Origin of the sequence: Thalassobaculum sp. OXR-137 (genome assembly GCF_034377285.1) — a bacterium.
Classification (GTDB): Bacteria; Pseudomonadota; Alphaproteobacteria; order Thalassobaculales; family Thalassobaculaceae; genus Thalassobaculum.
In genome coordinates, this window is record NZ_CP139715.1 from 2,847,519 (window position 1) to 2,873,307 (window position 25,789).

General features: G+C 66.7%; 25 protein-coding genes. 14 read left to right on the plus strand and 11 right to left on the minus strand.

All coding sequences use genetic code 11. From position 1 onward, the window contains the following. Nucleotides 1–93: 93 nt before the first annotated feature. On the minus strand, nt 94–726 hold the full coding sequence (locus T8K17_RS13460; protein ID WP_322330246.1) for an HD family hydrolase: 633 nt from the start codon (nt 724–726) through the stop codon (nt 94–96). A 1-nt stretch (nt 727) separates the two neighbouring features. After that, the gene (locus tag T8K17_RS13465) at nt 728–1,072 is read right to left on the minus strand and encodes a hypothetical protein (RefSeq protein WP_322330247.1); all 345 of its coding nucleotides are present in this window, start codon (nt 1,070–1,072) and stop codon (nt 728–730) included. Between the two features lie 128 nt (nt 1,073–1,200). Here T8K17_RS13465 and T8K17_RS13470 point away from each other — a divergent pair, with 128 nt between their 5' ends. After that, nucleotides 1,201–2,439, plus strand: a complete 1,239-nt coding sequence (locus T8K17_RS13470; protein ID WP_322330248.1) for an MFS transporter — start codon at nt 1,201–1,203, stop codon at nt 2,437–2,439. Nucleotides 2,440–2,666: 227 nt separating this feature from the next. On the opposite strand, the gene T8K17_RS13475 is transcribed toward T8K17_RS13470, so the two are convergent. After that, nucleotides 2,667–2,966, minus strand: coding sequence for a GIY-YIG nuclease family protein (locus tag T8K17_RS13475; protein ID WP_322330249.1), 300 nt, complete (start codon nt 2,964–2,966; stop codon nt 2,667–2,669). Between the two features lie 100 nt (nt 2,967–3,066). Further along, nucleotides 3,067–3,996, minus strand: coding sequence for a DMT family transporter (locus T8K17_RS13480; protein WP_322330250.1), 930 nt, complete (start codon nt 3,994–3,996; stop codon nt 3,067–3,069). Between the two features lie 161 nt (nt 3,997–4,157). Between T8K17_RS13480 and T8K17_RS13485 the strand changes: the two genes are divergently transcribed. The 3 genes from T8K17_RS13485 to T8K17_RS13495 are packed head-to-tail and all read left to right on the plus strand — an operon-like array spanning nt 4,158 to nt 6,446. Then, nucleotides 4,158–4,877 carry a hypothetical protein gene (locus tag T8K17_RS13485; protein ID WP_322330251.1) on the plus strand — a complete coding sequence of 240 codons (720 nt, stop codon included), beginning with the start codon at nt 4,158–4,160 and terminating at the stop codon, nt 4,875–4,877. Nucleotides 4,878–4,884: 7 nt separating this feature from the next. Then, nucleotides 4,885–6,078, plus strand: a complete 1,194-nt coding sequence (locus T8K17_RS13490) for an MFS transporter (RefSeq protein WP_322330252.1) — start codon at nt 4,885–4,887, stop codon at nt 6,076–6,078. A gap of 32 nt (nt 6,079–6,110) precedes the next feature. Continuing rightward, entirely contained in the window at nt 6,111–6,446 is a 336-nt protein-coding gene (locus tag T8K17_RS13495) for a cupin domain-containing protein (protein ID WP_322330253.1), read from the plus strand. A gap of 49 nt (nt 6,447–6,495) precedes the next feature. Here the strand turns inward: T8K17_RS13495 and T8K17_RS13500 are convergent, their stop codons facing one another. Both T8K17_RS13500 and T8K17_RS13505 read right to left on the minus strand, forming a co-directional pair. Then, the gene (locus tag T8K17_RS13500; RefSeq protein WP_322330254.1) at nt 6,496–6,984 is read right to left on the minus strand and encodes a hypothetical protein; all 489 of its coding nucleotides are present in this window, start codon (nt 6,982–6,984) and stop codon (nt 6,496–6,498) included. A gap of 37 nt (nt 6,985–7,021) precedes the next feature. Then, nucleotides 7,022–8,227 carry an SPOR domain-containing protein gene (locus T8K17_RS13505; RefSeq protein WP_322330255.1) on the minus strand — a complete coding sequence of 402 codons (1,206 nt, stop codon included), beginning with the start codon at nt 8,225–8,227 and terminating at the stop codon, nt 7,022–7,024. Nucleotides 8,228–8,430: 203 nt separating this feature from the next. Here T8K17_RS13505 and T8K17_RS13510 point away from each other — a divergent pair, with 203 nt between their 5' ends. Further along, entirely contained in the window at nt 8,431–9,207 is a 777-nt protein-coding gene (locus T8K17_RS13510) for a class II aldolase/adducin family protein (RefSeq protein WP_322330256.1), read from the plus strand. Between the two features lie 109 nt (nt 9,208–9,316). Then, complete coding sequence (locus tag T8K17_RS13515; RefSeq protein ID WP_322330257.1) at nt 9,317–10,945, plus strand: amidohydrolase; 1,629 nt, start codon at nt 9,317–9,319, stop codon at nt 10,943–10,945. A gap of 126 nt (nt 10,946–11,071) precedes the next feature. Here T8K17_RS13515 and T8K17_RS13520 read toward each other — a convergent pair whose 3' ends face one another. Further along, nucleotides 11,072–11,662: a biotin transporter BioY gene (locus T8K17_RS13520; protein WP_322330258.1), complete on the minus strand. Its 591-nt coding sequence runs from the start codon at nt 11,660–11,662 to the stop codon at nt 11,072–11,074. Between the two features lie 185 nt (nt 11,663–11,847). On the opposite strand from T8K17_RS13520, the gene T8K17_RS13525 reads away from it, so the two are divergent. From T8K17_RS13525 to T8K17_RS13550, 6 genes are all read left to right on the plus strand, one after another. Then, complete coding sequence (locus T8K17_RS13525) at nt 11,848–13,302, plus strand: amidohydrolase family protein (protein ID WP_322330259.1); 1,455 nt, start codon at nt 11,848–11,850, stop codon at nt 13,300–13,302. A gap of 646 nt (nt 13,303–13,948) precedes the next feature. After that, entirely contained in the window at nt 13,949–14,449 is a 501-nt protein-coding gene (locus tag T8K17_RS13530) for a hypothetical protein (protein ID WP_322330260.1), read from the plus strand. A 113-nt stretch (nt 14,450–14,562) separates the two neighbouring features. Next, nucleotides 14,563–15,408, plus strand: coding sequence for a bifunctional 5,10-methylenetetrahydrofolate dehydrogenase/5,10-methenyltetrahydrofolate cyclohydrolase (locus tag T8K17_RS13535; protein ID WP_322330261.1), 846 nt, complete (start codon nt 14,563–14,565; stop codon nt 15,406–15,408). Next, a complete protein-coding gene (locus T8K17_RS13540) occupies nt 15,405–16,010 on the plus strand; it encodes a cyclodeaminase/cyclohydrolase family protein (RefSeq protein ID WP_322330262.1) in 606 nt (201 codons plus the stop codon). The genes T8K17_RS13535 and T8K17_RS13540 overlap by 4 nt, the downstream gene beginning before the upstream one ends. 90 nt (nt 16,011–16,100) lie before the next feature. Beyond that, a complete protein-coding gene (gene hydA / locus T8K17_RS13545) occupies nt 16,101–17,561 on the plus strand; it encodes a dihydropyrimidinase (protein WP_322330263.1) in 1,461 nt (486 codons plus the stop codon). Nucleotides 17,562–17,563: 2 nt separating this feature from the next. Beyond that, entirely contained in the window at nt 17,564–18,712 is a 1,149-nt protein-coding gene (locus T8K17_RS13550; RefSeq protein WP_322330264.1) for a hypothetical protein, read from the plus strand. A gap of 20 nt (nt 18,713–18,732) precedes the next feature. Here the strand turns inward: T8K17_RS13550 and T8K17_RS13555 are convergent, their stop codons facing one another. Beyond that, nucleotides 18,733–19,767, minus strand: a complete 1,035-nt coding sequence (locus tag T8K17_RS13555) for an FkbM family methyltransferase (protein ID WP_322330265.1) — start codon at nt 19,765–19,767, stop codon at nt 18,733–18,735. Between T8K17_RS13555 and T8K17_RS13560 the strand changes: the two genes are divergently transcribed. Beyond that, on the plus strand, nt 19,711–21,363 hold the full coding sequence (locus T8K17_RS13560; protein WP_322330266.1) for a TIGR04372 family glycosyltransferase: 1,653 nt from the start codon (nt 19,711–19,713) through the stop codon (nt 21,361–21,363). The two genes, T8K17_RS13555 and T8K17_RS13560, sit on opposite strands and share 57 nt — an antisense overlap. Here the strand turns inward: T8K17_RS13560 and T8K17_RS13565 are convergent. Continuing rightward, nucleotides 21,342–22,376 carry an FkbM family methyltransferase gene (locus T8K17_RS13565; protein WP_322330267.1) on the minus strand — a complete coding sequence of 345 codons (1,035 nt, stop codon included), beginning with the start codon at nt 22,374–22,376 and terminating at the stop codon, nt 21,342–21,344. The two genes, T8K17_RS13560 and T8K17_RS13565, sit on opposite strands and share 22 nt — an antisense overlap. 117 nt (nt 22,377–22,493) lie before the next feature. Between T8K17_RS13565 and T8K17_RS13570 the strand changes: the two genes are divergently transcribed. Beyond that, nucleotides 22,494–23,441, plus strand: a complete 948-nt coding sequence (locus T8K17_RS13570; RefSeq protein ID WP_322330268.1) for an N-carbamoyl-D-amino-acid hydrolase — start codon at nt 22,494–22,496, stop codon at nt 23,439–23,441. 130 nt (nt 23,442–23,571) lie between these two features. Here the strand turns inward: T8K17_RS13570 and T8K17_RS13575 are convergent, their stop codons facing one another. Next, on the minus strand, nt 23,572–24,864 hold the full coding sequence (locus tag T8K17_RS13575; protein ID WP_322330269.1) for a tetratricopeptide repeat protein: 1,293 nt from the start codon (nt 24,862–24,864) through the stop codon (nt 23,572–23,574). Nucleotides 24,865–24,975: 111 nt separating this feature from the next. Continuing rightward, entirely contained in the window at nt 24,976–25,611 is a 636-nt protein-coding gene (locus T8K17_RS13580) for an extensin family protein (protein WP_322330270.1), read from the minus strand. Between the last annotated feature and the right edge of the window lie 178 nt (nt 25,612–25,789).

The window sequence follows — 25,789 nt, forward strand, 5'->3', positions numbered from 1 at the left end:
GCTGAGTGCTGCAATTGGCTCATCGGGTCCTTGATCCTGTTCTAGGATCGGCTGCGGTTCCTCCGAACGTCGCCGAAAAAGAACGAACTTGCATTAAGTATCATGCATCGCGCCGTTCTTGGAGGCCGGAACCCCCGCCAACAGGCGAAATCGCTTCAGGTAAAGTTCCTTTGCATCTTCCGGGCCAACCGGATCGATGGTTATCGACGTCTTAACCCGTGGCGTGCCGAAAATCTTGCGCGCCTCGGCCGGATCGAAGCCGGCAATCTGGGTCGCCTCGAAATAGGCGGCGATCCGATCCGCCCGCTTGATCAGTTTCTCGACCGTCGCGGGAAGCTCCGCCGGCAGGCCGAAGCGGATGTGAATGGCGGCCGACAGCCGCTTGTCCACCGCCTTGTAGTCGGGGCCGATGATCGCCTTGAACGGGGTGATCATGTCGCCGATCACGTATTCCGGTCCGTCGTGCAGCAGGGCGGCGAGGCGCCACTTGCGCGCCAGGGTGTCGTCGATGCCGGTGGCGATGCGTTCGACCAGGACCGAGTGCTGGGCCACCGAATAGGCCCAGGCACCGGAGGTCTGGCCGTTCCAGCGCGCCACCCGGGACAGGCCGTGGGCGATGTCCTCGATCTCCACGTCGAAGGGGGAGGGGTCGAGCAGGTCGAGGCGGCGGCCGCTCAGCATGCGCTGCCAGGCGCGGGGCGGCTCGTCGGCACGGGTTCGGCTCATGTCAGGATCGACTCGGTGCAGGTGGAATGGAGCGGGCGGAGCGGCGGACGGCGAGGGCCGCCAGCAGCAGGACGATCAACGGGCCGCCGCCGATCAGCCCGCGGGTGGCCCTGGCGATGTTGAGGTCGGCGACGAACTTGACGTCGTGCAGGGCCGTGCAGCGCTCCTTCGCCTCGGGGTCGCTGTAGGTGGCGGCGCAGTCGGCCTTTCCGGCGTCGCGGCTGCGCTCAACGGCCTGGCGGGTGTCCGGCCAGTCGCGCCAGGACACCAGCGCCACCCCGCCCGCCCAGAGCAGGGCGGCGGACAGCAGCACGGCAAATCCCAACACGACGACGGTCCGGTTCATCGCTTTCCCCTACCGGGGGAGGGGAAAGGGGGCAAGGGTCTTGCCCGCCCCTGCGCTCCCGCCCCCTTGACCGGCCGCGCGATCCGGGCGCACTTTCGTTGCCCAGCCAACTATTCGTCGATCTTTCCATGACCGCCGCCACGCAGACCGTCGAGGATACCGCCGGATCGTTCCGCGATGACATGAAGGTCATCTCGCTGATCGGCACCGCCCATTTCTTCAGCCACTTCTACATCCTACTGCTCGCCCCGCTGTTCCCGATCCTGAAGGACGCGTTCGGCGTGAGCTATGTGCAGCTCGGGCTGATCCTGACGGTGGCCAATGCGGCGACGGGGGTGAGCCAGATCCCGTTCGGCTACCTGGTCGACAAGGTCGGGGCGAAATGGATTCTGATCGGCGGTCTGGCGGCGCACGGTCTGGCCTTCGTGCTGATCGGCATCACCGGCACCTACTGGGCGATGCTGGCCTGCATGGTTCTGGCCGGCGCGGCGAACGGGGTCTATCACCCGGCCGACTACGCGATCCTGTCGGCCTCGGTGTCGGAGAAACGGATGGGGCGCGGCTTCTCGCTGCACACCTTCACCGGCTTCGCCGGTTTCGCCGCCGTGCCGATGACCATCGTGTGGCTGGCCCAGGAATTCGGCTGGCGGACCGGCGTGACCGCCTGCGGCGTCGCCGGCATGGTGGCGGCCCTGGCGCTGGTGGTGTTCGGCCGCGCGCTGAAGCACGCGCCTGGCTCCGACAAGCGCAAGAAGAAGGGCGACGACAGCAAGGCGGCGGCCGGCGGCACGTCGATCATGATGAACCCGGCCATCCTGATGTGCCTGATGTTCTTCCTGCTGCTGGCGCTGAGCTCGGGCGGCATCAACAACTTTCTGGTCTCCGCCCTGAACCGGGTGCACGGCACGCCGGTGGATTCCGCCAATCTCGGGCTGACCTTCTATCTGGTGGGCTCGTCGCTCGGCATTCTTCTGGGCGGGGTGATCGCCGACCGGACGACCAAGCACAACCAGGTGGCGGCCTGCTGCTTCCTGGCGACGGCGGTGGCGGTGCTGATCGTCGGCCTGGTGACCCTGCCGATCTGGGCGCTGGTAACGCTGATGGCGCTGCAGGGCCTGACCCACGGCATCATCATGCCGAGCCGCGACATGATCGTGCGCTCGGTCACGCCGGCGGGGTCGATGGGCAAGGTGTTCGGCTTCGTGTCCACCGGGTTCAGCCTGGGCGGGATCGTGGCGCCGCTGCTGTTCGGCTTCCTACTCGACCGCGGCGAGCCGGCCCTGGTGTTCTACGTGATCGCCGGATTCATGGTGGTGTCGCTGCTGACGGTGTTCACCGTCGGCGGCAAGAAGGACGCGGCGGCGTAGGGGCGCCATCGGAGGGGAGGCACCTGTACTCTTCTCCGTCTAGTCACGTCTTTCCGTCTTTCCGATCTTCCCGGCCCTGCGCCGGGACCTAGACTTCCGCGCGATGGAGCGCAGAACGCCAATCTCCAGAGCCCCAGCGGCCCCCATCCTCGGTCCCGGCGCAGGGCCGGGAAGACGTGGGGAGAAAGGGGGAGAAGTGGGAAGCGGTGTCCTCGCCTCCCGTCCGGTTATGTCGGCGGCGGCCCGATGAGGTCGTAGGAGAGGTCCCGCCATTCGGGGTTCTCCTTCTCGATGAGGTCGAGCTTCCAGTCCCGCCGCCAGCGCTTCAGCCGACGCTCGCGCAGCAGGGCCTGATCCAGGGTCTCGAGCTCCTCCAGATAGACCAGCCTGGTGACGTCATATGTCGCAGTGAAACCGTCCAGCAGCTTGGCGCGATGCTGATGGATGCGGCGGGCGAGGTCGGTGGTCTGGCCGACATACAGCGTCCCGTTCCGCCGACTGGCGAGGATGTAGACCCAGGCTCTCATGCCGAGCGCTATGGAAGGGCGAGGGCGGTTTTCCGGCGACTTCCTGATTTCGGATCTTCCCGGCGCGGAGGCCGCGAAGACTGGTTCGGAAGGAAGAAACCTACCCCTTCTTCGCCAGGGCGGTCTCGCGGTGGATGACGTAGAGGCCGCTCGCGATCACGATGGTGCCGCCCAGGATCACCCAGATGTCCGGGATGTCGCCGAAGACCACATAGCCCCAGAACGCCGCGAAGGTGATCTGCACGTACTGGAACGGCGCCAGGGACGAGGCGGTGGCGACCTTGTAGGCGTTGATCATCAGCCATTGGGACACCCCGCCGATGGCTCCCATCGCCGCCATCCAGCCGAGCTGCTCCCAGGTCGGGGTCTGCCAGAAGAACGGCAGCATGAGCGATGTCCCCACCGTCCCCATCAGGGCCGCGTAGAACAGAATCGAGAGGGTCTCCTCGGTGCGGGTCAGCATTCGGGTGACGATGACGAAGACGGCGAAGATGAACGCCATGAAGACCATCAGCCCGTAGGCCCAGTGCACGTCCGTAAAGCCGGGCCGCACGATCACCATCACCCCGATCAGTCCGACCACCACCGCCGCCCAGCGCCGGGGGCCGACCGTCTCGCCCAGGATCGGGATCGACAGGGCGACCACGAACAGCGGGGCGACGAACCCGATCGCCACCGCGTCCGCCAGCGGGATGTAGCGGATGGCGGTGAAGAAACTCATGGTCGCGGTCAGCAGCAGGACGCCGCGCAGCAGCGTCAGCTTCACCTGCCGAACCCGGAGCAGCGGCACCAGCCGGCGGCCCGGGAAGAACATCAGCATGAAGCCCAGGTGAAAGGCGTAGCGGCCCCAGGCGACCATCGGCACGGGCATCTCCTGGCCCAGATGCTTGGCCAGGGTGTCCATGGTGGCGAACAGCAGTTCGGCCGTCACCAGCAGCCCGATTCCCCGCACCGCGTTCTCCGACACGTCGGCAGGCCGGGTGGTGGCGGCGGGCGCGCGGTCCGGCGCCGAGGTGGGAGGCTGGGGCATGGTCGACATGGGGCGGAAAGTGACATACGGCTGCCCCATTGGGAAAGCAGGATCGCAGGCCCTTCGTCCCGCCCCCTTCACCCCGGCGGCTTGACCGGCTAGAACACCGGCGCGGGCGGGGGATTTTGAGAACCGGCAATCCCTCGGCAAGGAAGCAGCATATGAGCCTTTACGACAGCGAGCGGCGCTACCGGCGTCGGGTGTGGGGCGGCGTTATCCGCTTCGTCATCTATATCGGCGTCGTTCTGGCGGCCGCGACGGTGTCCTATGAATTCGGGGCGGAGGACATCGAAGGCCAGCGCCGCATGCATCAGGAACAGCTCATGGAGTTCGAGCAGGCCCGCGCCGCCAGCGAGCAGGAAGCGGCGAACCTGCGGGTCGAGGTCGAGCGGGCCAAGCTTGCGGTCGACGAATGGGAGCGGCGCTACAACGCCGACGTTCCGACCGGCCCCCGGCGCGAGCTGCTGGACCTGGTCTCCGAGCGGCTGGAGGCCGGGGTCGATCCGCAGCGCATCGCCTTCCTGATCCAGTCGGCCGAGGAAAAGCGCGACTGCGAGGAGGTGGAGACCAAGCGGTTCCTCGTACGCACGCCGCTGTACAACGGTGCCAACACGTCGATCACCTTCGCCAACGACGCGGTCGCGGTGACCGGCAGCGGCGAGTCCGAGGTGACCGGAGCCGGCCTGCCGCAATCCTGGTACGATCCGCACAAGCCGGTCACCCTGGTCTTCACCCGCATCGACGGGCAGAAGACCGAGGTCTCCGGCACCCTGCCGTTGCAGCAATCCGTCGTGCATGACGGGGTCGAGCATCATTTCCTGGTGAAGCCGGGCGCGCGCGGCTTCGCGCAGGTGGCGGCCGAGCGCTGCACCTATCCGTGAGCCCGCCATGAGCACCGCGACCACCGGGGCGGCCGGCACGCTGTCCCCCCGTCAGGTGCTCTGGAGCCTGCTCGCGCACTACCTCTCCTCCATGGCGATCGGCCTGGCGGTCGGCGGCTTCGTGCCGCTGATCGCGGTGACGCTGGAGGCCCGGCAGGTCGACACGGTCATGATCGGGATCAACTCGGCCATGACCTCGCTCGGCGTGCTGGCGATGGCGCCTTACGCCACGGTGCTGGTGCGCCGGTTCGGGGCCAGCCCGGCCATGGTCGCCGGGCTGCTGCTGACCGCCGCCTCGGCCCTGGCCATGGCCTTCATCGACAATCTCTGGGCCTGGATGGTCCTGCGCTTCCTGATCGGCGCCGGCATCTCGATCCACTGGGTGGTCAGCGAGACCTGGATGAACGCGATCGTCAGCGAGCGCCGGCGGGGCCTCGTCATGTCGATCTACATCACCTCCATCGCGTCGGGTTTCGCGCTGGGGCCGATCATCCTGACCGTTGTGGGGACGGCGGGGGCGACACCGTTCGTCACCGTGGCCGCGATAACCGCGCTGACGGCGCTGCCCATGGCCCTGATCCATAGGTTCGCACCGGCGCTGGCACTGGAGACCAAGGGCAGCGTCGTCCGCCTGGCCCGCGAGGCGCCGACGATCTTCGCCGCGGTGCTGACCGTGGGGCTGGTCGATGCCGCGTTCTTCACCTTCCTGCCGATCTACGGGCTGCGCATCGGCATGCCCTCGGAGACGGCGATCACCCTGCTGACGGCGGTCTTCGCCGGCAATGTGGCGCTGCAGGTCCCGCTGGGCTGGATCGCCGACCGGGTCAACCGGCGCGGCATGCTGCTGGTGCTGGGCACGATCTGCGTCGTCTGCCCCGGCCTGGCCGGCTGGCTGCTGCGGGCGGATTCGCTGGCCGCCTATCCGATCCTGTTCGTGTGGGGCGGGTGCAGTTTCGGCCTCTACACCGTCGGCGTGACCATGCTGGGCGAGCGCTATCGCGGCGGCGAGCTGGTGGCGGCCAACGCCGCCTTCGTGATGACATTCGAGCTGGCGAACCTGCTCGGCCCGCCGATCTCCGGCTGGGCGATCGAGGCGTGGGTCCCGACCGGGCTGATGCTCTATATGGCCTGCATCGCCGCCGGGTTCGTGCTGGTGTCGCTGATCCGGGGCTGGATGCGGGCCAGCGGCGCGGTAGGGTAGGGGAAACCCGAAAAACCCAAGGGAGACCCGCCATGGAACCGCTCAAGAACGCCGACCACCTCTACGAGGTCGAGCACCGGGCCCGGCATCTGGAGCGCCCCGGCTTCCGCATCCAGGAAATTCAGCTTTCGCCGACCCAGAAAGTGCCGTGGCACACCCACACCAACGTGGGCGATACCTTCTATGTTCTGAAGGGGACGCTCCGCATCTACCTGATGAACCCGAAGGAATCCGTCGAGCTGGCGCCCGGCAAGAGCTACGAGGTGGTCGCTGGCCGGCCGCATCTGGTGACCAACGCGGGGGACACCTCGGTCAGCTTCCTGATCATGCAGGGCGTGGGCGAATACGACTACGTGCCGGTCGTCTGAGCAGATTATTCTGGATCATATTGATATCAATCGATCTCATCGACCGTCATTATGACGGCCCCCAATGCATTGGAAAACTTACAGAGCGGGCGGGTGAAAAATTCCAAGTAAGGAAGCCCGCCCCAATGATCGCTAATACAAAGGTAAATAGACTCAATATTACCAAAAATACACCAATTCTATGGAATAATACTCCTCGCAAATGGAATACAACTGCCGCTGGTTCGGCGCTTGAGATAGATTTCGATGCGTTCGAGAATGCGTTGGGGATATTAGCATACTCACTTCTTGCATACTCATGCTGCGCAATGTAAGCGCAGGCCGCCGCGCATCCACCGAGAAACGCCCCAATTCCCATCGCTATGACGGGCAGACTTGTCTGACTGGCGAGATTTAATAGTGCAGCCTGCTCGCTGGTATAAAGGTGCCCCACAAACGCTAAGAGAGCGACTGCGCCTCCACCGTTAAGTAGAATTGCCGATCTAATTGCGGAAGATCCGTATTCTATCACCGAGTCGAAGATCGTTCGGCCAGCCATTGTCGCCTCCGGGTCTTCCAAGAGAACGGTGGACCGATCAGGGCAGCGGGCCGCGGGCGTCGCAGAACTGGCCGCTGGCCTTGAGCGGGGCGCAGAACTGCACCGCCGCATCCCGGTTCGGGAAACCCTGGGCCATCAGCCGGACATAGGTGCCGCGGCCGTTGCCCGGATCGAACTCGCTGGTGACCAGCTTCTTGTCCTTCAGCGCCGGGAACTTGCGCTGCAGCACCTTCCAGCCGTCCTGCGCCGAGCGCTGGGAGCGGTAGGAGGCGAGATGCACCGCCCACGGACCGGAGGATCCGCCGCCGGTCGACGCGGCCGCCCTCGGCGCGCTGCGCCCGGCCGCCACGGCAGCCGGCGCCGCACCCTGGGCGGCATCCATGCCGGCGACCTTCTCCAGCCGGGCAACCACGTCCTCCAGCCGCGAGATCAGGGCGTCCGCCCGCTGGGCCTCGGTGCCGACCGGTTCCTTGGCGGCGGAATCGCCCGCCATAACGGGCACCGGCGTGGGCCCCATGACGGCGACCGGCGGGGTGACCGGCTGCTGCACGGTCGGGCCTTCCACCGGATTCGGAGTCCCGGCGATGGTGGCCGGCAGGTCGCGGGTCCGGTCGTTGGCCAGGGTGACCGACAGCAGTTCCTTGCGTGACTGCCCGGTGCCGAAATCGCGCACCCTCAGGACGTAGTTCTGCACCACCGGCGAGTAGAAGTAGCTGTCGAGGAAGTCCTTGCGCTGGCAGTCGATGCGGAAGGTCGTGTAGGTGCCGGCGGGGACCTGGACGTCCTCCTGGCCGGAGACGACGCAGCGGTGCTCCTCCTGCCAGCCGGCCGGCGCGTTCTCGGCCGAGCCGCGCACGGAGTAGGCGATGACGTTGCCTTCCTGCAGCGGGAAGAGCTGTTCCGGCGAGCCGATGATGGTCTGCTGGCCGCGGCCGAGCTCGGGATGGGACGACCAGCGCAGCTGCGGGGTGACCAGGGCGGTGTCCTTGGTCCAGATCAGGCCGCTGTCGTTGGTCCAGACCACCCGGTCCGGGGCGACGGAGACCACCTGTTCGCGGGTCGGCTGGCCGTTCTCGGTGTACACGAACGTGTCGCCGGCGGCGTAGATCGGCGCCGGGGCAGGCGGCAGCTGGTCCGCGGGCGGGGTTCCGGTGAGGCTGTCGCCGATGCCGCCGACCGACGAGCAGCCGGAGAGCAGAACGGTCGCGATGGCCAGGAGAAGGAGCGGGCGACGCTGCGCCATTCGGATCGGCCTCTCGCCACTTGGAAGCATGGATTCGTCTCGAATCATCAAGATTTTGCGGTTCGTGTCAAGGAAACCGCAAGACTGGCACCCCGCAAATCGTTGGCGCCATGGCCAAAACTTGGTGGATTGACCGTCCCGGCGGCTGCCGCCACTCTCCGATCAAACCCGACATTCCCGTTCCCTCAGTCGAGGAGGCCGCCATGGCCCTTGCTTACGAGGCAGAAGTACCGTCAGTGCGCGATCAGGTGAGCGAGGAGGAGTGGCAGATCCGCGTCGATCTGGCCTGCCTCTACCGGCTCGTCGCGTTCTACCGCTGGACCGATTCGATCTACACCCACCTGTCCGCCCGCCTTCCCGGGGACGATCATCACTTCCTGCTGAACCCCTACGGCCTGATGTTCGAGGAGGTGACCGCGTCGTCGCTCGTGAAGATCGACACCGAGGGCGAGATCGTCATGGATTCGCCGTTCGAGGTGAACGAGGCCGGCTTCACCATCCACTCCGCCGTCCACATGGCGCGGCCGGAAGTGATGTGCGTCGCCCATACCCACACCCGCGCCGGCATGGCGGTCTCGGCCCAGAAGGAAGGGCTGCTGCCGATCACCCAGAACGCGATGATGTTCTACGGCGATCATCTCGCCTACCACACCTACGAGGGCATCGCCCTGGACCTGGACGAGCGCGAGCGGCTGCAGGCCGATCTCGGTAACCGTTATGCCATGATCCTGCGCAACCACGGCCTGCTGGCCTGCGGGCGCACCATCGGCGAGGCGTTCGAGATCCTGCAGAACCTGGAGCACGCCTGCGTCGCCCAGCTCGCCGCCCAGACCGGTAAGGAGCTGATCATGCCGTCCGAAGAGGTCTGCCAGCACACCGCCGACCAGTTCTGGGGCGACGGCAGCAAGCCCTTCGGCGAGCGCGCCTGGCCGGCCATGCGCCGCATGATGGACCGCTACAGCCCGGGCTACGATGCCTGACACCAAGACGCCAGTTCCGGCACCGGCCCCGTCCCAGCGGCGGGGCCGATCCTTTCAGGCCGTCATGGCGCACGGCTGACAGACACACCCCACTCTAGGAGATGCACGTATGGCTCGGGTGGCCGCTGATACCGTCCTGACGGGCGGAAAGGTCTTTCTTGGCCCCGGACTCGGTTTCGCCGAGGCGGTGGCGATCTGGCGGGGACGGGTCCTCGCCACCGGCACGGCGTCGGAGATCGCCGATCTGATCGGTCCGAACACGAAGAAGATCGACCTCGCTGGCCGCCTGGCCGTGCCGGGGCTGAACGACGCGCACCAGCACATGATGGCCGTCGGCATGGGCACCCTGGAGGTCAACCTCAAGGGCGAGGAGATCACCTCCATCGGCGACATCCTGTCCGCGATCAAGGCGCGGGTCGACACGCTGGCGCCGGGCGAGTGGGTCATGGGCCGCGGCTACGACCACTTCAATCTGGCCGAGAAGCGCCATCCGCTGCGCGAAGAGTTGGACATGGTGGCGCCGGACAATCCGGTCTACATCAAGCGCACCTGCGGCCATATGGGCGTGGCCAACTCCAAGGCGCTGGAACTGGCCCAAGTCCGCGAGGGCATCGCCCAGCCGGCGGGCGGTCACGTCGAGGCGCAGAACGGCAAGCTGACCGGCCTGATGCAGGAGAACGCCCAGAAGCTCGTGGCCCGGGCCTTCCCGAAGGCCGGCATGGACGATTTCGTCAACGGCATCGAGGCCGGCGCGAAGCTCAACCTGTCCTACGGCTTCACCTCTTGCACCGATCCGGGGGTCGGCCTGCGCGAGGGCTACCGCGACTGGCAGGCCTATCTCTTCGCCCGCCGCCAGGGCCGCCTGCCGCAGCGCATGTACCTGATGCCGCTGGCGGGCGCGACCGGCTGGCCCGACCGCATCCTCGACATGGACTTCATGACCGGCGACGGCGACGAGTGGGTGCGCACCGGCCCGATGAAGCTGTTCGCCGACGGCTCGGCCGGCGGCAAGACCGCGGCCATGTCCTCGCCCTATGCCGATGATTCCGAGAATTTCGGCATCTTCATCTACGGCGACGAGGAGATCCACGGCTACATCGCCGACTACCACGCCCGCGGCTTCCAGATCGCCACGCACGCCATCGGCGATGCGGCGATCGAGCAGGTGCTGAGCGGCTACGAGAAGGCGATCGGCAACCAGGTCCATTCCGACCGCCGCCACCGGATCGAGCATTGCGGCTTCCTGTCGAAGGAGCAGATCGCCCGCATGGCCAAGGCCGGGGTGCTGCCGGCGCCGCAGTCGATCTTCCTGTACGAGTTCGGCGACCTGTATCTCGACGCGCTCGGCCCGGAGCGGCCGGCGGCGAGCTATCCGATGCGCAGCTGGATCGACGCCGGCCTGTATCCCTCGGGCAGCTCCGACGGGCCGGTGTCCCAGACCAATCCGTTCCGCGGGATGTACAACATGGTCACCCGCAAGACCTCCAAGGGCACGGTCATCGGCCCGGAGGAGCGGATCACGCTGGAGGACGCGATCGGCGCCTATACCGTGAACGGCGCCTACGGCTCGTTCGAGGAAGGCATCAAGGGCACGCTGGAGGTCGGCATGCTGGGCGACGTGGCGGTGTTCGACACCGACCTCTTCGCCACCGAGCCGGAAGCCTGGATCGACGCGCAGTGCGACCTGACGGTGCTGGGCGGCGATCTGGCCTACGACCGCCAGGGCGAGGCGGCTTAACTAAAACCCGACTTCCTGGACTTGATCCAGGACCTTGAACCGAACTGCCGGGGGCAGGGTCCTGGATCACTCCCGGCAGTTGCCGGGAGCGTCCAGGAAGTCGGATTTAAATTTGATACGGGTGAGTCACCCCCGCAGCCGGCGCAGCGCCGCCCAGGCCGGCGGCAGGATCGCCACCGCCAGCGCTGTCTTCAGCAGGGTCGCCGCCCAGAACGGCGCCACGCCGACCGCAAACGCCGTCTGCGCGCCGATCAGCACCGCCAGCCAAGCGAAGCCGAACACGAACACCGCCGCATGGCCGAGGCCGGCCGCCGCCAGCGTCTTCAGCCAGGACCGGTCCCAGCCCCGCTCGGCCAGGGCGCCGCAGAGCCACGCACCGGCGACGAAGCCCATCAGATAGCCGCCGGTCGGCCCGGCCATATAGGCGAGCCCGAGGCCCTTTTCCGGCGTGCCGGCGAACACCGGCAGTCCCAGCGCGCCCTGCGCCAGGTACAGCATCACGGTGGCGGCTCCCAGACGCGGGCCGAGCGCCATGCCGAGGACCATGATGACGAAGGTCTGCATGGTCATCGGCACGGGATAGAACGGGATCTGCATCTTCGCGGAGAGCGTCAGCAGCACCGAGCCGGCGAGCGCCAGGCCGGCATCGCGCAGCAGCCGGCGCGAGCGGCCGTCGACCGGCAGGGCGGTGTCGAGAAGGGTGGGGTAAGCGGTCATGTCCCATGTCCGTTGGTGGGTTGTCGAAGCGGGAACGGTCGGAAGACGGCGGCGGCCTGTCAACGGTGACCCCACGTCACCTGTGGTGATTTCTCCGGTTTGACGCCGCCGGCTGCCGCCCGCAAACTCCAGGCCGCCGCGGGACGCCCCGCCAACCGACTCTGCTATCAAGAACGAGGAAGACGATGAGCCGCACAACGGTGATCAAAAACTGCGACTGGGTGATCGGCTGGGATCCGGAGGGCGGTTCCGAAGGCACCGGCGGCCATGTCTACCTGAAGGGCGCCGACATCGCCTTTCGCGACCACGAACTGATCCATGTGGGCAAGGGCTTCCAGGGCGAGGCCGACGTCACCCTCGACGGCGCCGGCAAGATGGTGATGCCGGGCTTCATCGACGTGCATTCCCATCCGGCCTCGGAGCCGGGCAACAAGGGGCTGAACGAGGAGCTGGGCTCGCCCAAGCTCGGCCAGTCCTCGCTCTACGAATATATGCCGGTCTTCCGCATGCTGCCGGAGGGCGCCAGCCCGGCCATGCGCTTCGCCATCCACGAGATGCTGAAGAGCGGGGTGACCACCTATTGCGACCTGTCCATGGCCCGCGACGGCTGGGTCGAGGACGTGGCGTCGACCGGCATCCGCGGCGTGCTGTGCCCGATGTACCGCTCGGCCGCCTGGACCACCAAGGACGGCCATTCCGTCGTCTACGACTGGGACGAGGGGGCCGGCGAGCGGGCGATGGAGCGCGCCATCGCCACCATCGACGAGGCCGACGCCCACCCGTCGGGCCGCATGTCCGGCATGATGGGCCCGTCGCAGATCGACACCTGCACCGCCGAGCTGATCCAGGCCTCTCACAAGGAGGCGATGGACCGGGGCATCACCATGCACATCCACGCGGCGCAAAGCGTGGTCGAGTTCAACGAGATGACCCGCCGCCACGGCATGACGCCGATCGAATGGCTGGACGATCTCGGCGTGCTGACCGACGGCACCATCGTCGCCCACGGCATCTTCCTGAACGACCATCCGTGGCTGCACTGGCCCCAGGCCAACGATTTCGGCCGCCTGGTCGCCTCGGGCGCCGGCGTGGCGCATTGCCCGAACGTGTTCTGGCGGCGCGGCATCGCGCTGAACCATGTGGGCCGCTATATGGACGCGGGCATTCCGCTCGGCCTCGGCACCGACACCTTCCCGCACAACTTCATCCACGAGATGGAGGTGGCGATGATCGCCGGGCGTCTGATGGCCGGCGACTTCACCAACGCCACCACCGAGCAGATCTTCTACGCCGCCACGGCCGGCGCCGCCCGGCTGATCGGCCGCGACGACATCGGCCGCCTGGAGGTGGGCTGCAAGGCCGACTTCACGGTGGTGGATTGCGGCCATCCCTACATGCAGCCGCTGCGCGACCCGATCCGCAGCCTGATCTACTCCGCCGGCGACCGCGCGGTGGAGGATGTCTGGGTGCACGGCAAAAAGGTCGTGTCGAAGGGCGAAGTGGACAGCATCGACGTGGCCGACGTGTCGGCGAAGCTGAACGCCTTCCAGGAAATCACCATCTCCGGCGTGCGCCAGCGCGACTGGGCGGGCCGCGACATCGACACGATGACCCCGATGGTCTTCGAGACGCGGGAGTAGGGCCGCCCCCACACACCCCAAATTAATCCCGACTTCCTGGACGGACTCCGGGCCCGACCCGGAGACCGATCCAGGATCCTGCGATCGACGCCGGGACACGGTCCTGGACAGCGGCGCTGCCGCTTCCAGGAAGTCGGTCAGGATTGGGGGGAGAAGACGGGAGTAGGCTTCCAACCCACAACAACCCGACTTCCTGGACGGACTCCGGGCCCGACCCGGAGACCGATCCAGGACCCTGCGATCGACGTCGGGACACGGTCCTGGATAGCGGCGCTGCCGCTTCCAGGAAGTCGGTTAGGTTTGAGTGGGAGTAGGCGGAAGTAGGCTTCCAACCCACAACCCCAAATTAATCCCGAAAATTTTCCCCAGAATATTATCCCCGACTTCCTGGACGGACTCCGGGCCCGACCCGGAGACCGATCCAGGATCCTGCGATCGACGCCGGGATACGGTCTTGGATAGCGGCGCTGCCGCTTCCAGGAAGTCGGCTAGGTTTTTGGGGCAGTAGAGGGAAACACCCGCCGATCACCGCCCGTCACAAGCGGTTGAAGACCCTGCGAGGCGATTGTAACCGATCGTCCGGGGGGCTCATTAGGGGCGGGACGTCGATCCGGTCGACGCCCGCAACCGAGGAGCCCGCTTCGCCATGGCCGCCAACGACATGCATCACAGCCCGACCGTCCCGCCGCTGAACGCCGCCACCCTGGGTCTCATGTTCCTCGCCGGGGCGGCGGCGACCATGGCCTTCGACCTGTGGGGCCAGCTCGTCAGTCCGGCGCTGGGGTTCGCCAACCTGTCGCCGCACGGCCTGGCGAAAAGCCTGCTCGGCACCTTCGGCCTGCCGAACGGCGATTTCGCCGGCTACTTCGTGCATTTCTATCTGGTCGGCCTGCTCGGCTACCCGGTCGGCTGGCTGTTCATCTTCAAGCCGGTCTGGGAGAAGGTGCTGGGCGGCGTCGGCGGCTGGTTCCTGCCGGCGGCGGTCTACGGCTTCGGCCTCTGGGTCTTCGCCATCGGCGGCATCACCGCGATCGCCGGCCTGCCGTTCTTCCTGAACTTCACCGGCATCACCTGGGTCGCCCTGGTCGGCCATATGCTCTACGGCATCGTGCTGGTGCTGGTCCTGCACGTCGCCGGCCGCCGCTGACAAACCCCATCGTTCACCCCATCCCCGACACCGGGGGTCGCGCCCGCACCATGCCCGCGTTAAAAGGCGCGCTATGCGGTCGGCGTGATCGCGGAGCAGGCATGGGGTGAACGATGAAGATCGAAGCCAAGGACATCGTCGACGGGATCAAGGCCGAGGTGACGGCCGGGGTCGAGGCGCACAAGTCCCGGGGCGTTGAGCCGACGATCCGGGTAATCGTCGCCACCGACGACGCGGCCGTGCTGTCCTATGTCCGCTCCAAGGTGAAGCAGGCCGGCACACTCGGCATCGCCATGGAGGTGGTCGAGTTCGGCCCGGAGAAGGATCAGGCGGCGTTCGAGGACCTGATCCGCGCCTCGAACGACGATCCGTCGATCCATGGGGTCATGGTCGAGCTGCCGGTACGCGACGGGCTGGACCACGACCGGGTGCTGTCGATCCTCGACCCGAAGAAGGACGTGGACGGGCTGACCACCCTGAACCAGGGGCTGATCCAGCAGGGCCGCGAGGACGAGGCGATCTGCCCGGCCACGCCGCAGGCCTGCATCCGTCTGGCCGAGACGGTCGGCGGTCTCTCCGGCGAGCGGGTCGCCGTGGTCGGTCGCGGCCCCACCGTCGGCAAGCCGCTGGCCGCCATGCTGATCAACCGCAGCGCCACCGTCACCGTCGCCCATAGCCGCACGAAGGATCTGGCGGCGACCATCGCGCCCTGCCGCTTCGTCTTCGCCGCCACCGGCCGGCCCGGCCTGCTGAACGCCGGCAACGTAACGGCCGAACACGTGATCCTGGATGCCGGCATCGCCTATAAGGACGACAAGCTGGTCGGCGATTTCGACGCCGATGCGGCCGAGGGTGTGGCCGCCTACACGCCGGTGCCGGGCGGGGTCGGCCGGGTCACCTCGGCCATCATCTTCGCCAATCTTCTGAAATGCATGGACCTTCAGGGGCACCCGCGATGACCGACGCCGCCTTCGAGCAGTCCATCGGCGCCTTCCTGGACGCCATCGCCAGCGACGCCCCGGTGCCGGGCGGCGGGTCCGTCAGTTCCTACACCGCCGCCGCCGGCATGGCGCTGGTCGTCATGGCGCTGGAGGTCTCCATCAAGAAGGCGGAGGACGCCGCCCCCTTCACCGCGCTGATCGAGCGCGGCCGCAGCGTCATCGCCGAACTGAAGACCAGCCTGGTGGCGGATATCGACTGCTTCTCCACCTACATGGCGACCCTGAAGTTGCCGAAGGGCACCGAGGCGGAGATCGCCGCCCGCAAGGCCGCCATGGGCCGGGCGGCCGTCATCTCCACCGCCGTGCCGGTGGCCGCCGCAGCCCACTGCGTGGAGGGGCTGAAGATCGCCGTGGAAGCCCGGGCGATCTGCCGACCGACGATCCTCAGCGACGTCTACGCCGGCGCCAACCTGCTGGAGGCGTCGTGCCGGTCGATCCTGCTGAACGTCGACGCCAATCTCGGTTCCATTCCCTCGGAAGCCGAGCGCGGCCGCTTTGCCGAAGCCAAGGCCGAGCTTCTCAAAGAGTCGTCCGACTTGCTCGCCAAGGCGGCCGGCTGAGCAGCCGGCGAACCAATGCCCCTATGGGCCGCCGCGGCCAGCCGTGCTTAACTTGCCGAAAGGATCAACCGACATTTCGGGAGCACACAGGTGAGCGAGTACGACGTCATCATCACGGGCGGGACCGTGGTCAACGCGGCCGACACGCAGAAGGCCGATATCGGCATCAAGGACGGCCGGATCGTTGCCCTTGCCGAGAAACTCTCCGGCTCCGCCGCGCGCACCATCGATGCCGCCGGCCGCTACGTCCTGCCGGGCGGCATCGACAGCCACTGCCACATCCAGCAGCCGTCGTCGGGCGGCGGCCAGAACGCCGAAACCTGGGAGAGCGGCACCCGCTCCGCGGCCTGCGGCGGCACCACCACCGTCATCGCCTTCGCCGCTCAGGAGAAGGGCAAGGGCGTCAAGCACATGGTGGCGGACTATCACGAGAAGGCGAAGCAGGCCTGCATCGACTACAGCTTCCACATCATCCTCAACGACCCGTCCGACGCGGTGATGGACAACGAGATCCCGGAGCTGATCGAGGCCGGCCACCGCTCGCTCAAGCTGTTCATGACCTACCCGAAGAACCGGGTGGACGATAAGCAGATCCTGAAGATCTTCGAGACCGCGCGGAAGCATCAGGCGCTGGTCTGCGTCCATGCCGAGAACCACGACGCGATCATGTACATGACCGAGAAGCTGGTCGGGAACGGCTTCGGCAATACTAAGTACCACGCCTGGTGCAAGCCGCCGCTGGTCGAGCGCGAGGCCTGCCAGCGGATCATCATGCTGTCCGAGCTGATGGACCTGCCGATCCAGATCTTCCACGTCACCTGCGAGGAGGCGGCCGAAGAGATCCGCCGGGCCCAGGCGCGCGGCGTGAAGGTCTTCGCCGAGACCTGCCCGCAGTATTTCGTGCTGACCGCCGACGATCTCGACGGCGACCAGCGCCACGGTGCCCGCGTCCTGTGCTCGCCCGCCCCGCGCTCGGTGGCCGACCAGCAGGCGCTGTGGAATCACGTGCGCATGGGCACGATCGGCAACGTCACCTCCGACCATGCGCCGTACAACATCGACGCGCCCGACGGAAAGTTCTGGGCCGGCGACAATGCGCCGTTCAGCCAGATCGCCAACGGCGTGCCGGGGCTGGAGACGCGGATGCCGATCACCTTCTCCGAAGGCGTGGTGAAGGGCCGGATCGACCTGCAGACCTTCGTCGCCCTGACCTCCACCAACTCGGCCAAGCTGTTCGGCCTGTATCCGAAGAAGGGCCGGATCGGCATCGGCGCCGATGCCGACATCGTCATCTGGGATGCCGAGAAGAAGCAGACCGTCACCCAGGACATGCTGCACCACGACACCGACTACACCCCCTACGAGGGCATGGAGGTGATCGGCTGGCCGGCGGTGACCCTGTCGCGCGGCAAGGTGGTCTGGAACGACGGCGAGGTCGGCTGCGAGGCCGGCTGGGGCCAGTTCCTGGCGCGCGAGCCGTACGACTACATCAAGCCGTCGGGCAAGTTCCCGACCCCGTTCAACCCGATCACCGGCAAGATCGAGGGCTGAGTTTGGACGCGGCGTCCTATCGGCTGTCGGAGACCCTGGCGAAGCGGGCCATGCGCTCGCTCCGCCAGACCGGCATCCATGCGCCGGAATACTTCGAGACGTCCGGGTTTCTCACCCGGGTGGAATCGATGGAGGACCTGGTGGTCCTCCTCGACGTCATGCACAACAACCGCTTCGACGATTTCGTCGCCGAGCTGGGCGGGCTGACCGATGCCGACATGGCGGCGCTGCTGGACGCCTTCGCCGAGTATGCCCGCTTCTTCCTGACCCAGTTCCCGTCGGCGGAGATCCCGATCCCGCTGTCGGGCATGCTGTCGCAATACGCGATCGGCCTGAAGCTGCGCGGTATCCCCGAGCGCAAGTCGGTGCTGGAGATCGGGCCGGGCAGCGGGCTGCTGTCCTTCTTCCTGTCCAAGGATCCGGGCATCGAGCGCTACGACCAGGTGGAGGCGACTGAGAGCTTCTACCTGCTGCAGAGCCTGGTGAACCGGCATGTCTACGGCCACCGCTTCATCGACCATGCCCAGTTCGACACCCGGTCGGCCGGCCTCGGCGGCATCGACTTCGATACGATGCGGACGCGCCACAAGGAGATCCTGCCGAACTACGAAACCCCGGTGTCGCTCGGCGTCGAACGCAGCCCACGGGCGGAGCATTTCCCCTGGTGGCGCCTGGAGGACGTGGCCGCGCGCCGCTACGACGTGGTGACTTCCAACGCGAACCTGACCGAGTTCAACGAGACCGCCCTGCGCTACTACGCGGCGCTGTTCGTCACGGTGCTGAAGCCGACCGGCGTGTTCCTGGCGCAGTGTCCGGGGGGTGGGAAGACCAGCGGCGATACGGCGATCCGTGCGCTGCTCGACGTGGGTCTCAGGCCGCTGGTGCTGGCGGCGCGTTACATCGGCCGGAACCCGAAACACCCGGCGGCCCTGCCGGAGGGCAAGCAGCTGGTCACCGCAAATCTTGTTTTCGTGCCGCCGGGCCATCCCCTGTACGAGCGCGCATCGAACGGCGAGCAGAAGCTGCCGATCTTCGATGCGGAGGACCCGCTGACCCGGGGCATCTTCGGCTACGGACGTGAAACCGGCGCCGCTATAACCCGCAGCGACCTTCTGTCGGCGATCGCGGAGCGACTGCGCGGCCTCGACTGATCAGGTCGAGCCGACGTCCTCTAGGGTTTCGGCGTGAAGATGATTTTCGGATTGGGATCGCGGGGATCCGGCTTCAGGTCGTCCAGTGTCGCGAGCGGAACGAGCCCGTCATCCGTGAGCTGGTGAATTTCCCACCCGCCGTTCGCGAACATGGTCATCAGGTCGTTCGGGCCGTGGCCGTAAAGCTGGAGCATATGGGCGTGGTATTCGACAACGAAGATGGTCCGCCGTTTTTCGATCAGCTGTCTGGCCCCCTGAAGGACACTGATCTCATGACCTTCGACATCGATCTTCACGACGGCCGGAGTCATGCCTGGGGCGGCGAACAGGTCGTCGAGCGGCATGACGGGCACGAAATCGTCCGCAATAGAGCACGGCTCGTCATGGCGGGCCCGGCTCGTTTCGCCCTCCAGCCCGGCGCCGAAATTGATTCCTGTCCGCCACATGGAGGTCAGACCGGCCCCGGAGGAGAGCCCCAGGTGGAGGGGTCTGATCAGGTCGAATTCGTTCAGGGTCGCCATCGCTTCGATCTGTGAGATCAGCTCACGCTGGATCTCGATGGCGAAGACCACGGCACCCGTGGTCGCGGCGACCCCGCTGACATAACCGACATTGGCGCCGCCATCGACGAAGATGTCCCCCGGTTTCAGGGTCTCAATGAGAAAGTCGGCCAGAGCCTTCTCGTAATAGGGCTCGAATTCGGCCGCCATGTCCTTGAAGGCGACAGCCGACGGGTCATCCAGGGGAAAGCGCACCGTCTTCCCGTTCGACAGCGTCAGACTCCAGGTCGTCCGGCTGGCGTGACGACGGGTGCGCTCGCTGATGACTTTCGCAAGTTCTTGCAGCCGCCACAGCATGACCCGGGGCGAGAGCACATAGTCAGGCATGGTTCTGGCGCTCGAGCCGAGGGCTACGATCCTGCGCAGAACAGCGGGGATCTTCATCATTTCGGCACGGGAATAGGGCGGCCAGTAGCCGCCGGCGAAGGCGTTCACACTGTGCGGATTCTCAACCGAGATCCGCCGCGCCTCGCTTCTTGTCTTGAAATCGTTCATGGTCGGACCCGGGCAGGAACATCAACTCCGATCTGCATTCTATCACACGGCTGGCGCCGAACTCAGTCTCCTCAGGGGCTTAAGTGGATGACGAATTACGATGCGCTCCGAGTGTTCATCGTCCGATATGCCGGTGACGACAGATTGATCATCCGGCGGCTGCTTTTGGCGTTGTATCGGGGAGAGGTGAGGCCGGACGAGATTGCCGATCTGCTGCGGTTCGGCCTTCGCTGTGTCAACTTCGTCGCCGTCTTCCAGAATCTCGCCGTCTTCATGATCGCCACCAACGGGGATCTTCACGGCGTCCGGGAAGCCCTCCCGAATTCACCACGGGTCGCCGCACTCTACGGACCGTTCTCGGCCTGGCTGAAGCAGTGCCTGGTCGATAAGCGCCTCTCGCTTCCCCCTGTTAACGAAAGTTCGGGGATGGCCTTCGTCGGCACCGTTCTGGACGGTGCGGAGGCGATCCTGCTCAGTCTCAGGGCGAAAGAGGAGGCGCTCAGGGTGTCGGAACTGCGCCGGATGGTCGACGAGGTCTGGCGCGATCACGGCAAGTATTGGGCCCTGTCGACCGCTTTCAGCAGTCATATCGGCCATTTCACCTACGCCGCGACGTTTCTGACGCTCCGCGACGCCGGCGAGTTGAAGGGGCCTCCGATCGTCATGCTGCGGGGGGAGACCCAGAACTCCTATCTGCGCTCGATGTTCGAGCGCTACATGGTCGACCGGCTGCCGGAGGGAGTCCTCTATGCCGAACTGATCAGCGCCCGCAAACGACAGTCCTTGGCAAAGGGTGGCTCCGCGCCGATGAGCGAGCTCGTCTCCAGGGCGGCACGCCTTTGGCACGACCGCCGTCCCTTCCTGACGATGGACTCGGCGCTGGAAGAGAGAGGGGCGGCGGTGCTGGCAGGGTTCGGGGTGTCGCCGGATGCGCCGATCGTCACGGTTCATGTGCGCGAGGAAGGCTACAATGCCGGTCTTTCACGGTTCATGCACCAGAGAGACGGCCGCTTCGAAACCTATGGTCAGGCGATCGGGGAGCTGGTTCGGCGGGGCTTCACCGTGGTCCGTCTTGGCGACCGCACGATGACCCCCGCTCCGGCCATGGAGGGTCTGATCGACTACCCCTTCACCGACGCCAAGTCGGACTGGATGGATATCTACCTGGCGGGTCGGTGCGCCTTCCACATCGGAACATCGTCCGGCATGTCGTTTGTTCCGATGCTGTTCGGGCACCCGGTGCTGTTCACCAACTTTCCGACGCTTTCCCATCTGGTGTGTGCGCCTTCCGTGGTGTCCCTGCCGAAGGTGCTGCTGACCGAGGACGGAACCACGATCCCGTTCGAGAGCTTCTGCCGGGACCACGGAGACATTCTGGAAGCCTATGACGCCGTCCTGCATGACGTTAAGTTCCAGGATAACGATCCCCGGGACCTCGCCGACGCGACCCTGATGATGGTCGAGCATCTGGATCTCGCGACCGGGAAGATCGGCTTTCCAGAGGGCAACTTCAGCCGCGCGCATTCCCTATTGCCCAACCGGCCGCAGATCCCGGACTGGTTCCTGGACCGCCGCTATTCAGACGGCTCCACGTAGCCGGGTGGCGAGAAGAGCAGTTTGACGTTTTCCACGTCCGGGTCGTGCACGAAGTCATGGCCCCCCGGATCGATCGGGCGGCGCGTGCCGTCGTCGTTCAGGATCTCCCGGCGCCAGGTGTCCGGCACCATGGTCAGGATCTCTGCGGGCTGGTGACCGAAATTCACGACCGCATGGGGATGAAACTCGATCAGGAACCGGGTCCGGCCGCGGGCGATCATCGCCGAGGCGCCCTTGAGCGCCTCGAATTCATACCCCTCGATATCGATCTTGATCAGGCTGGGGATCGCTCCCTCGCGGGCGAAGAGGGTATCCAGGCGCATGCAGGGCACCGGGTCGTAGACCGCCTTCTCCAGCGCGTCCGGTGGTGGAGCGGCGATGGAATCCTCCACCCGCAGGCCCGGCGTCGGATTGAAGCGCACATTGAAGATCAGCCCGTCGTAATTGCCGACGGCGGCGTTGATCACATGCGCCCTGTCCAGCTGGTTGGCCCACAGGTTCCGTTTGACCTCCAGCAGGAGGTCCGGATGCATCTCGCAGGCGATGACCTTGGCGCCGGCCGCCCCAAGAATCGTCGTGTAGTAGCCCACATGGGCCCCGATATCGGCCACCACCTCGCCCCGCCGGCCGGCGGCGATAAGGTAGCGCAGCACGCCCGGCTCATACCCGTCACCCTCCCGGTCGAGCAGCGCCAGAAAGGCCCGGGCGGCGTTTGTCGCCGTGCTGAACCTGAGCGGGCCGAGGCCGGGGATGGTGCGGGTCTCGAAGGGACCGGTCTGCTCGGCGACCTTGTCCCGGTGCCGGAACGTCTGATCCACCCGGGCCAGCATGCTGGACTGTCGGGCGACCGAGTCCGCCGGAACACCCAGCACCCGCAGCCACCGCAGGATGCGCAGCGACCGCCGGACGTCATGCCGCGAGCGGGCCAGACCCAGAAGTGCCGCCAACGCCACGGGATGGTTCGGGTTGGCCGCGGCATTGCCGAAGGCCGTAAGCAGATTTGACGCAGCCATGCTCCTGGAATCCCGGTCGGTTGTCCCGGCCAAGAGCGGTTTGAGCCCCTTTTCCGCAGCCCACCGCGGCCGTAGTATGCGGGGCAGACCATATCATTTTTCGAGGACCGAAGCGCAATGAGCCGGATCATTAATATCGGAGCCGCCCAGATGGGCCCGATCGCCCCTGACGAGAGCCGGGTGAGCGCGGTGAACCGGATGATCGAGCTGCTGAAGCAGGCGAAGTCCCGGGGCGTCAATCTCGTGGTCTTCCCCGAGCTGGCGCTGACCACCTTCTTCCCGCGCTACTACGAGGAAGACATCTCCAAGATGGACATGCACTACGAGCGCGGCGAGATGCCGACGCCGGAGTGCAAGCCGCTGTTCGAGAAGGCCAAGGAGTTCGGCATCGGCTTCTATCTCGGCTATGCCGAGCTGACCGAGGACGGCCACCGCTTCAACACCGCGATCCTGGTGGACGACACCGGCAAGATCGTCGGCAAGTACCGCAAGGTGCACCTGCCGGGCCATTCCGAATACGACGGCAAGCGCCCCTGGCAGCACCTGGAGAAGCGCTATTTCGAGCCGGGCGATCTCGGCTTCCCGGTCTGGCGCACCATGGGCGGCATCATGGGCATGGCGATCTGCAACGACCGCCGCTGGCCGGAGACCTACCGGGTGATGTCCCTGAAGGGGGCCGAGGTCATCATGCTCGGCTACAACACCCCGGACGTGAACACGTCGGCGCCGGAGCCGAACCACCTGCGGATGTTCCACAACCACATCGTCATGCAGGCCAGCGCCTATCAGAACTCCTGCTTCGTCATCGGCACCGCCAAAGCGGGCATCGAGGACGGCTGCATGCTGATCGGCGGCTCCTGCATCGTGCAGCCCTCGGGCGAGATGGTGGCGCTCGCGTCGTCCCTGGGCGACGAGCTGATCACCTATGCCTGCGACCTCGACCTGGCGAAGATGGGCAAGGAGACGGTGTTCAACTACGCCAAGCACCGCCGGATCGAGCATTACGGCATCATCACCTCGCAGACCGGCGTCATCGAGCCGCCGATGGACGAGGCGGCGGAGTGACGGTCTAAAGCCTTCGGGTTCAGATGAACGAAGGGCGCGCTCTCACCGGAGCGCGCCCTTTTTCATTTCCACCCCCCGTCATCCCGAGCTCGTTTCGGGATGACGGGGAAGGAGAGCGGGTGCCGCCCGCTCAGTTCAACCCCTTCACCGCGGCACTCGCCACCTTGAGCGGGCGCCGGGTGGAGAGCAGGAGCCGGGCCTCCTCCGCCTTGCCCTGCTTCAGCAGCACGTTCAGCAGCGCGTATTCCAGCAGGTCGCGCTGGGCGCGGCTGCCGCCGATGCGCTCGTGGCTCGACATGGTGCGGGCGAGATGCGCCTCGGCCTCGGCCCAGTTTCCGGCGGTCATCGCGGCGAAGGCCTCGGCCAGCTCGCGCACGATGTCGGCGGCCGGCCCCTTGGCCTCCGCGGCGATCTTCGCCACCGCCTCGCCGTTGCCGGCCATGGCATGGGCCAGCGCCGCATGCACGTCGGCGAAGGCGATGGCCGGATTGGCGAACACGCGGCCGGCATAGTCGCTGACCGCCCGCCAGCGCGCCGCCGGCACCTCCACGCCCGCCAGCTCGGCGCGGTAGAGCAGGGCGGCGGCGTCGGTCAGCACGTTGACCGGCGGGCCCCAGGCCCCCGCGCTCCCGCCGCTCGCCGGCGCGACGTCGGCGTCGTAGACCCGCCACATGGTCTCCACGTCGCCCTGCTCCAGCGCCCAGAGCGCGATGTGCCAGGAGATGTGGCAGTGGAGCTGCCCCGACTTGTCGTAATCCTTCGCCCAGTCGGTGATGTAGCCGTAGCCGGCCTCGGTCTCGCCGGCCTCGTAATAGACGTGGGAGCGGATATGGGCGCCGTGGGCGTTATTCGGGTTGAGGCTCATGGAGCGCTCGATGGTCGCCGTCGCCGGGCCGGTCTGGCCGGCCTCCACCTGGGAGAAGGCGTGCTGGCACAGGAACCACCAGTCGTCCCCGTAATGCGGCGCCAGGCTGGCGGTGAAGGCGAGCTGTTCCGCCTCCCGCCCCGGCTGGCCGCTGAAGCCGATCAGCCCGAACACGCCGGTGCAGGTCTGGGCGACCAGGGCGTCGCGCGGGTGGTCGAGCAGATGGGCGCGGATCGCCTTGTAGGCGGCGGGTCCCTGGCCGGAGACCAGCAGGCCGAGCGCGTTCACGTGGGACGCCTCGCGCCTGCTGAGCCCGGCGGCGAGCTCCTTCGCCCGGCCGGCGGGACCGGCGATGTCGTGGCCCTGGCCCATGCCCTGGCGCAGGCGGGCGAGGCCGATCTGGCCGAGCGCGAAATCGGGATCGGCCGCGACGGCGGCCTCGAACGCGTCCTCGGCCCCGGACTGGGCCGCCAGGAAGCGGTCGATGCCGTCGACATAGGCGTCGCGCGCGGCGGTGGAACTGGTGGAGAGGCTATTGCCGTATCGGTCCTGCAGCATGGGTCTCGCCTTATGGTGACGGTTGCCCGATTGTCGGCGCTGCGGGGCGGGACTTCAAACGGTTAACGCGCACGGAGGATCACAGTCGCTGGCGTCGGTGGATCGGTTGGCTCATCGGCAGACACCCCAATCCCCCATGTCGAGATGGAAGTGGTCGCGATGGGCGGCGTTGTAGTCGGGGCTGAGCACGACCTGGAACAGGCCGCAGGCGGCGTCCCGGATATCGCGCAGGAAGGCCCGTTCGGCGGTCGTGCCCTGGCTCCAGTCCCCCAGCACCGTGATCCGCCGCCCGTCCTCGAGCCGGAAACCTCCGATGTCGATGGCGTTCGCGGTGGCATGTTCGCTGGGACGGTTGCTGGAACCGCCTCGCCTGCGCCGGCAGGAATAGGTCCCCATATGGTCGATCCGCACCAGACGGCTGCCGAGGTATTTCACCGCCGCGGGGCCGACGATCTCGCGCTCCCACAGGTAGAGGGTGGCCGCCATCGGGCAGGTCAGATGCACGGGGCCGGAATAGGGGACTGTCGAGCGCAGGATCTGCACCACGTCGGAATAGCCGCAATACGCGCCGTTGCGGCGGTCCGGCAGGGTGCGCACCTGAAGCCGGGAGGCGGTCAGGGTGGCCAGACACTGGGTGGGATCGCGTTTGAGGGCGAGCAGCTGGCGCCCGGTGGCCGGGCCGACGGGCCGCTCCAGGTCCAGCGCTCCGACGGCGGCTTGCGGGCTCGGTGACGGGAGCCGCTCCACGGTCCCGCAGCCGGCGAGGACCAGCAGGACGAGCGCCAGGGCCGGGACCGCGGCGCGTGCCAGCGCTCCTGAGACTGCCGCGGATATGCCCGGTTCCGTCGGGTCGTCGATGGTCCTGCTCCCTTCGGGCGATGGATTTTTCGAAAGAGGGTCCGCGCGCCAGCGTTCGGTCTGCAGT

Excerpts from the sequence above, each read along its gene's own strand:
- T8K17_RS13460 (WP_322330246.1), bottom strand. The coding sequence starts at position 726 with ATGAGCCGAACCCGTGCCGACGAGCCGCCCCGCGCCTGGCAGCGCATG.
- T8K17_RS13465 (WP_322330247.1), bottom strand. The coding sequence starts at position 1,072 with ATGAACCGGACCGTCGTCGTGTTGGGATTTGCCGTGCTGCTGTCCGCC.
- T8K17_RS13470 (WP_322330248.1), top strand. The coding sequence starts at position 1,201 with ATGACCGCCGCCACGCAGACCGTCGAGGATACCGCCGGATCGTTCCGC.
- T8K17_RS13475 (WP_322330249.1), bottom strand. The coding sequence starts at position 2,966 with ATGAGAGCCTGGGTCTACATCCTCGCCAGTCGGCGGAACGGGACGCTG.
- T8K17_RS13480 (WP_322330250.1), bottom strand. The coding sequence starts at position 3,996 with ATGCCCCAGCCTCCCACCTCGGCGCCGGACCGCGCGCCCGCCGCCACC.
- T8K17_RS13485 (WP_322330251.1), top strand. The coding sequence starts at position 4,158 with ATGAGCCTTTACGACAGCGAGCGGCGCTACCGGCGTCGGGTGTGGGGC.
- T8K17_RS13490 (WP_322330252.1), top strand. The coding sequence starts at position 4,885 with ATGAGCACCGCGACCACCGGGGCGGCCGGCACGCTGTCCCCCCGTCAG.
- T8K17_RS13495 (WP_322330253.1), top strand. The coding sequence starts at position 6,111 with ATGGAACCGCTCAAGAACGCCGACCACCTCTACGAGGTCGAGCACCGG.
- T8K17_RS13500 (WP_322330254.1), bottom strand. The coding sequence starts at position 6,984 with ATGGCTGGCCGAACGATCTTCGACTCGGTGATAGAATACGGATCTTCC.
- T8K17_RS13505 (WP_322330255.1), bottom strand. The coding sequence starts at position 8,227 with ATGGCGCAGCGTCGCCCGCTCCTTCTCCTGGCCATCGCGACCGTTCTG.
- T8K17_RS13510 (WP_322330256.1), top strand. The coding sequence starts at position 8,431 with ATGGCCCTTGCTTACGAGGCAGAAGTACCGTCAGTGCGCGATCAGGTG.
- T8K17_RS13515 (WP_322330257.1), top strand. The coding sequence starts at position 9,317 with ATGGCTCGGGTGGCCGCTGATACCGTCCTGACGGGCGGAAAGGTCTTT.
- T8K17_RS13520 (WP_322330258.1), bottom strand. The coding sequence starts at position 11,662 with ATGACCGCTTACCCCACCCTTCTCGACACCGCCCTGCCGGTCGACGGC.
- T8K17_RS13525 (WP_322330259.1), top strand. The coding sequence starts at position 11,848 with ATGAGCCGCACAACGGTGATCAAAAACTGCGACTGGGTGATCGGCTGG.
- T8K17_RS13530 (WP_322330260.1), top strand. The coding sequence starts at position 13,949 with ATGGCCGCCAACGACATGCATCACAGCCCGACCGTCCCGCCGCTGAAC.
- T8K17_RS13535 (WP_322330261.1), top strand. The coding sequence starts at position 14,563 with ATGAAGATCGAAGCCAAGGACATCGTCGACGGGATCAAGGCCGAGGTG.
- T8K17_RS13540 (WP_322330262.1), top strand. The coding sequence starts at position 15,405 with ATGACCGACGCCGCCTTCGAGCAGTCCATCGGCGCCTTCCTGGACGCC.
- T8K17_RS13555 (WP_322330265.1), bottom strand. The coding sequence starts at position 19,767 with ATGAACGATTTCAAGACAAGAAGCGAGGCGCGGCGGATCTCGGTTGAG.
- T8K17_RS13565 (WP_322330267.1), bottom strand. The coding sequence starts at position 22,376 with ATGGCTGCGTCAAATCTGCTTACGGCCTTCGGCAATGCCGCGGCCAAC.
- T8K17_RS13570 (WP_322330268.1), top strand. The coding sequence starts at position 22,494 with ATGAGCCGGATCATTAATATCGGAGCCGCCCAGATGGGCCCGATCGCC.
- T8K17_RS13575 (WP_322330269.1), bottom strand. The coding sequence starts at position 24,864 with ATGCTGCAGGACCGATACGGCAATAGCCTCTCCACCAGTTCCACCGCC.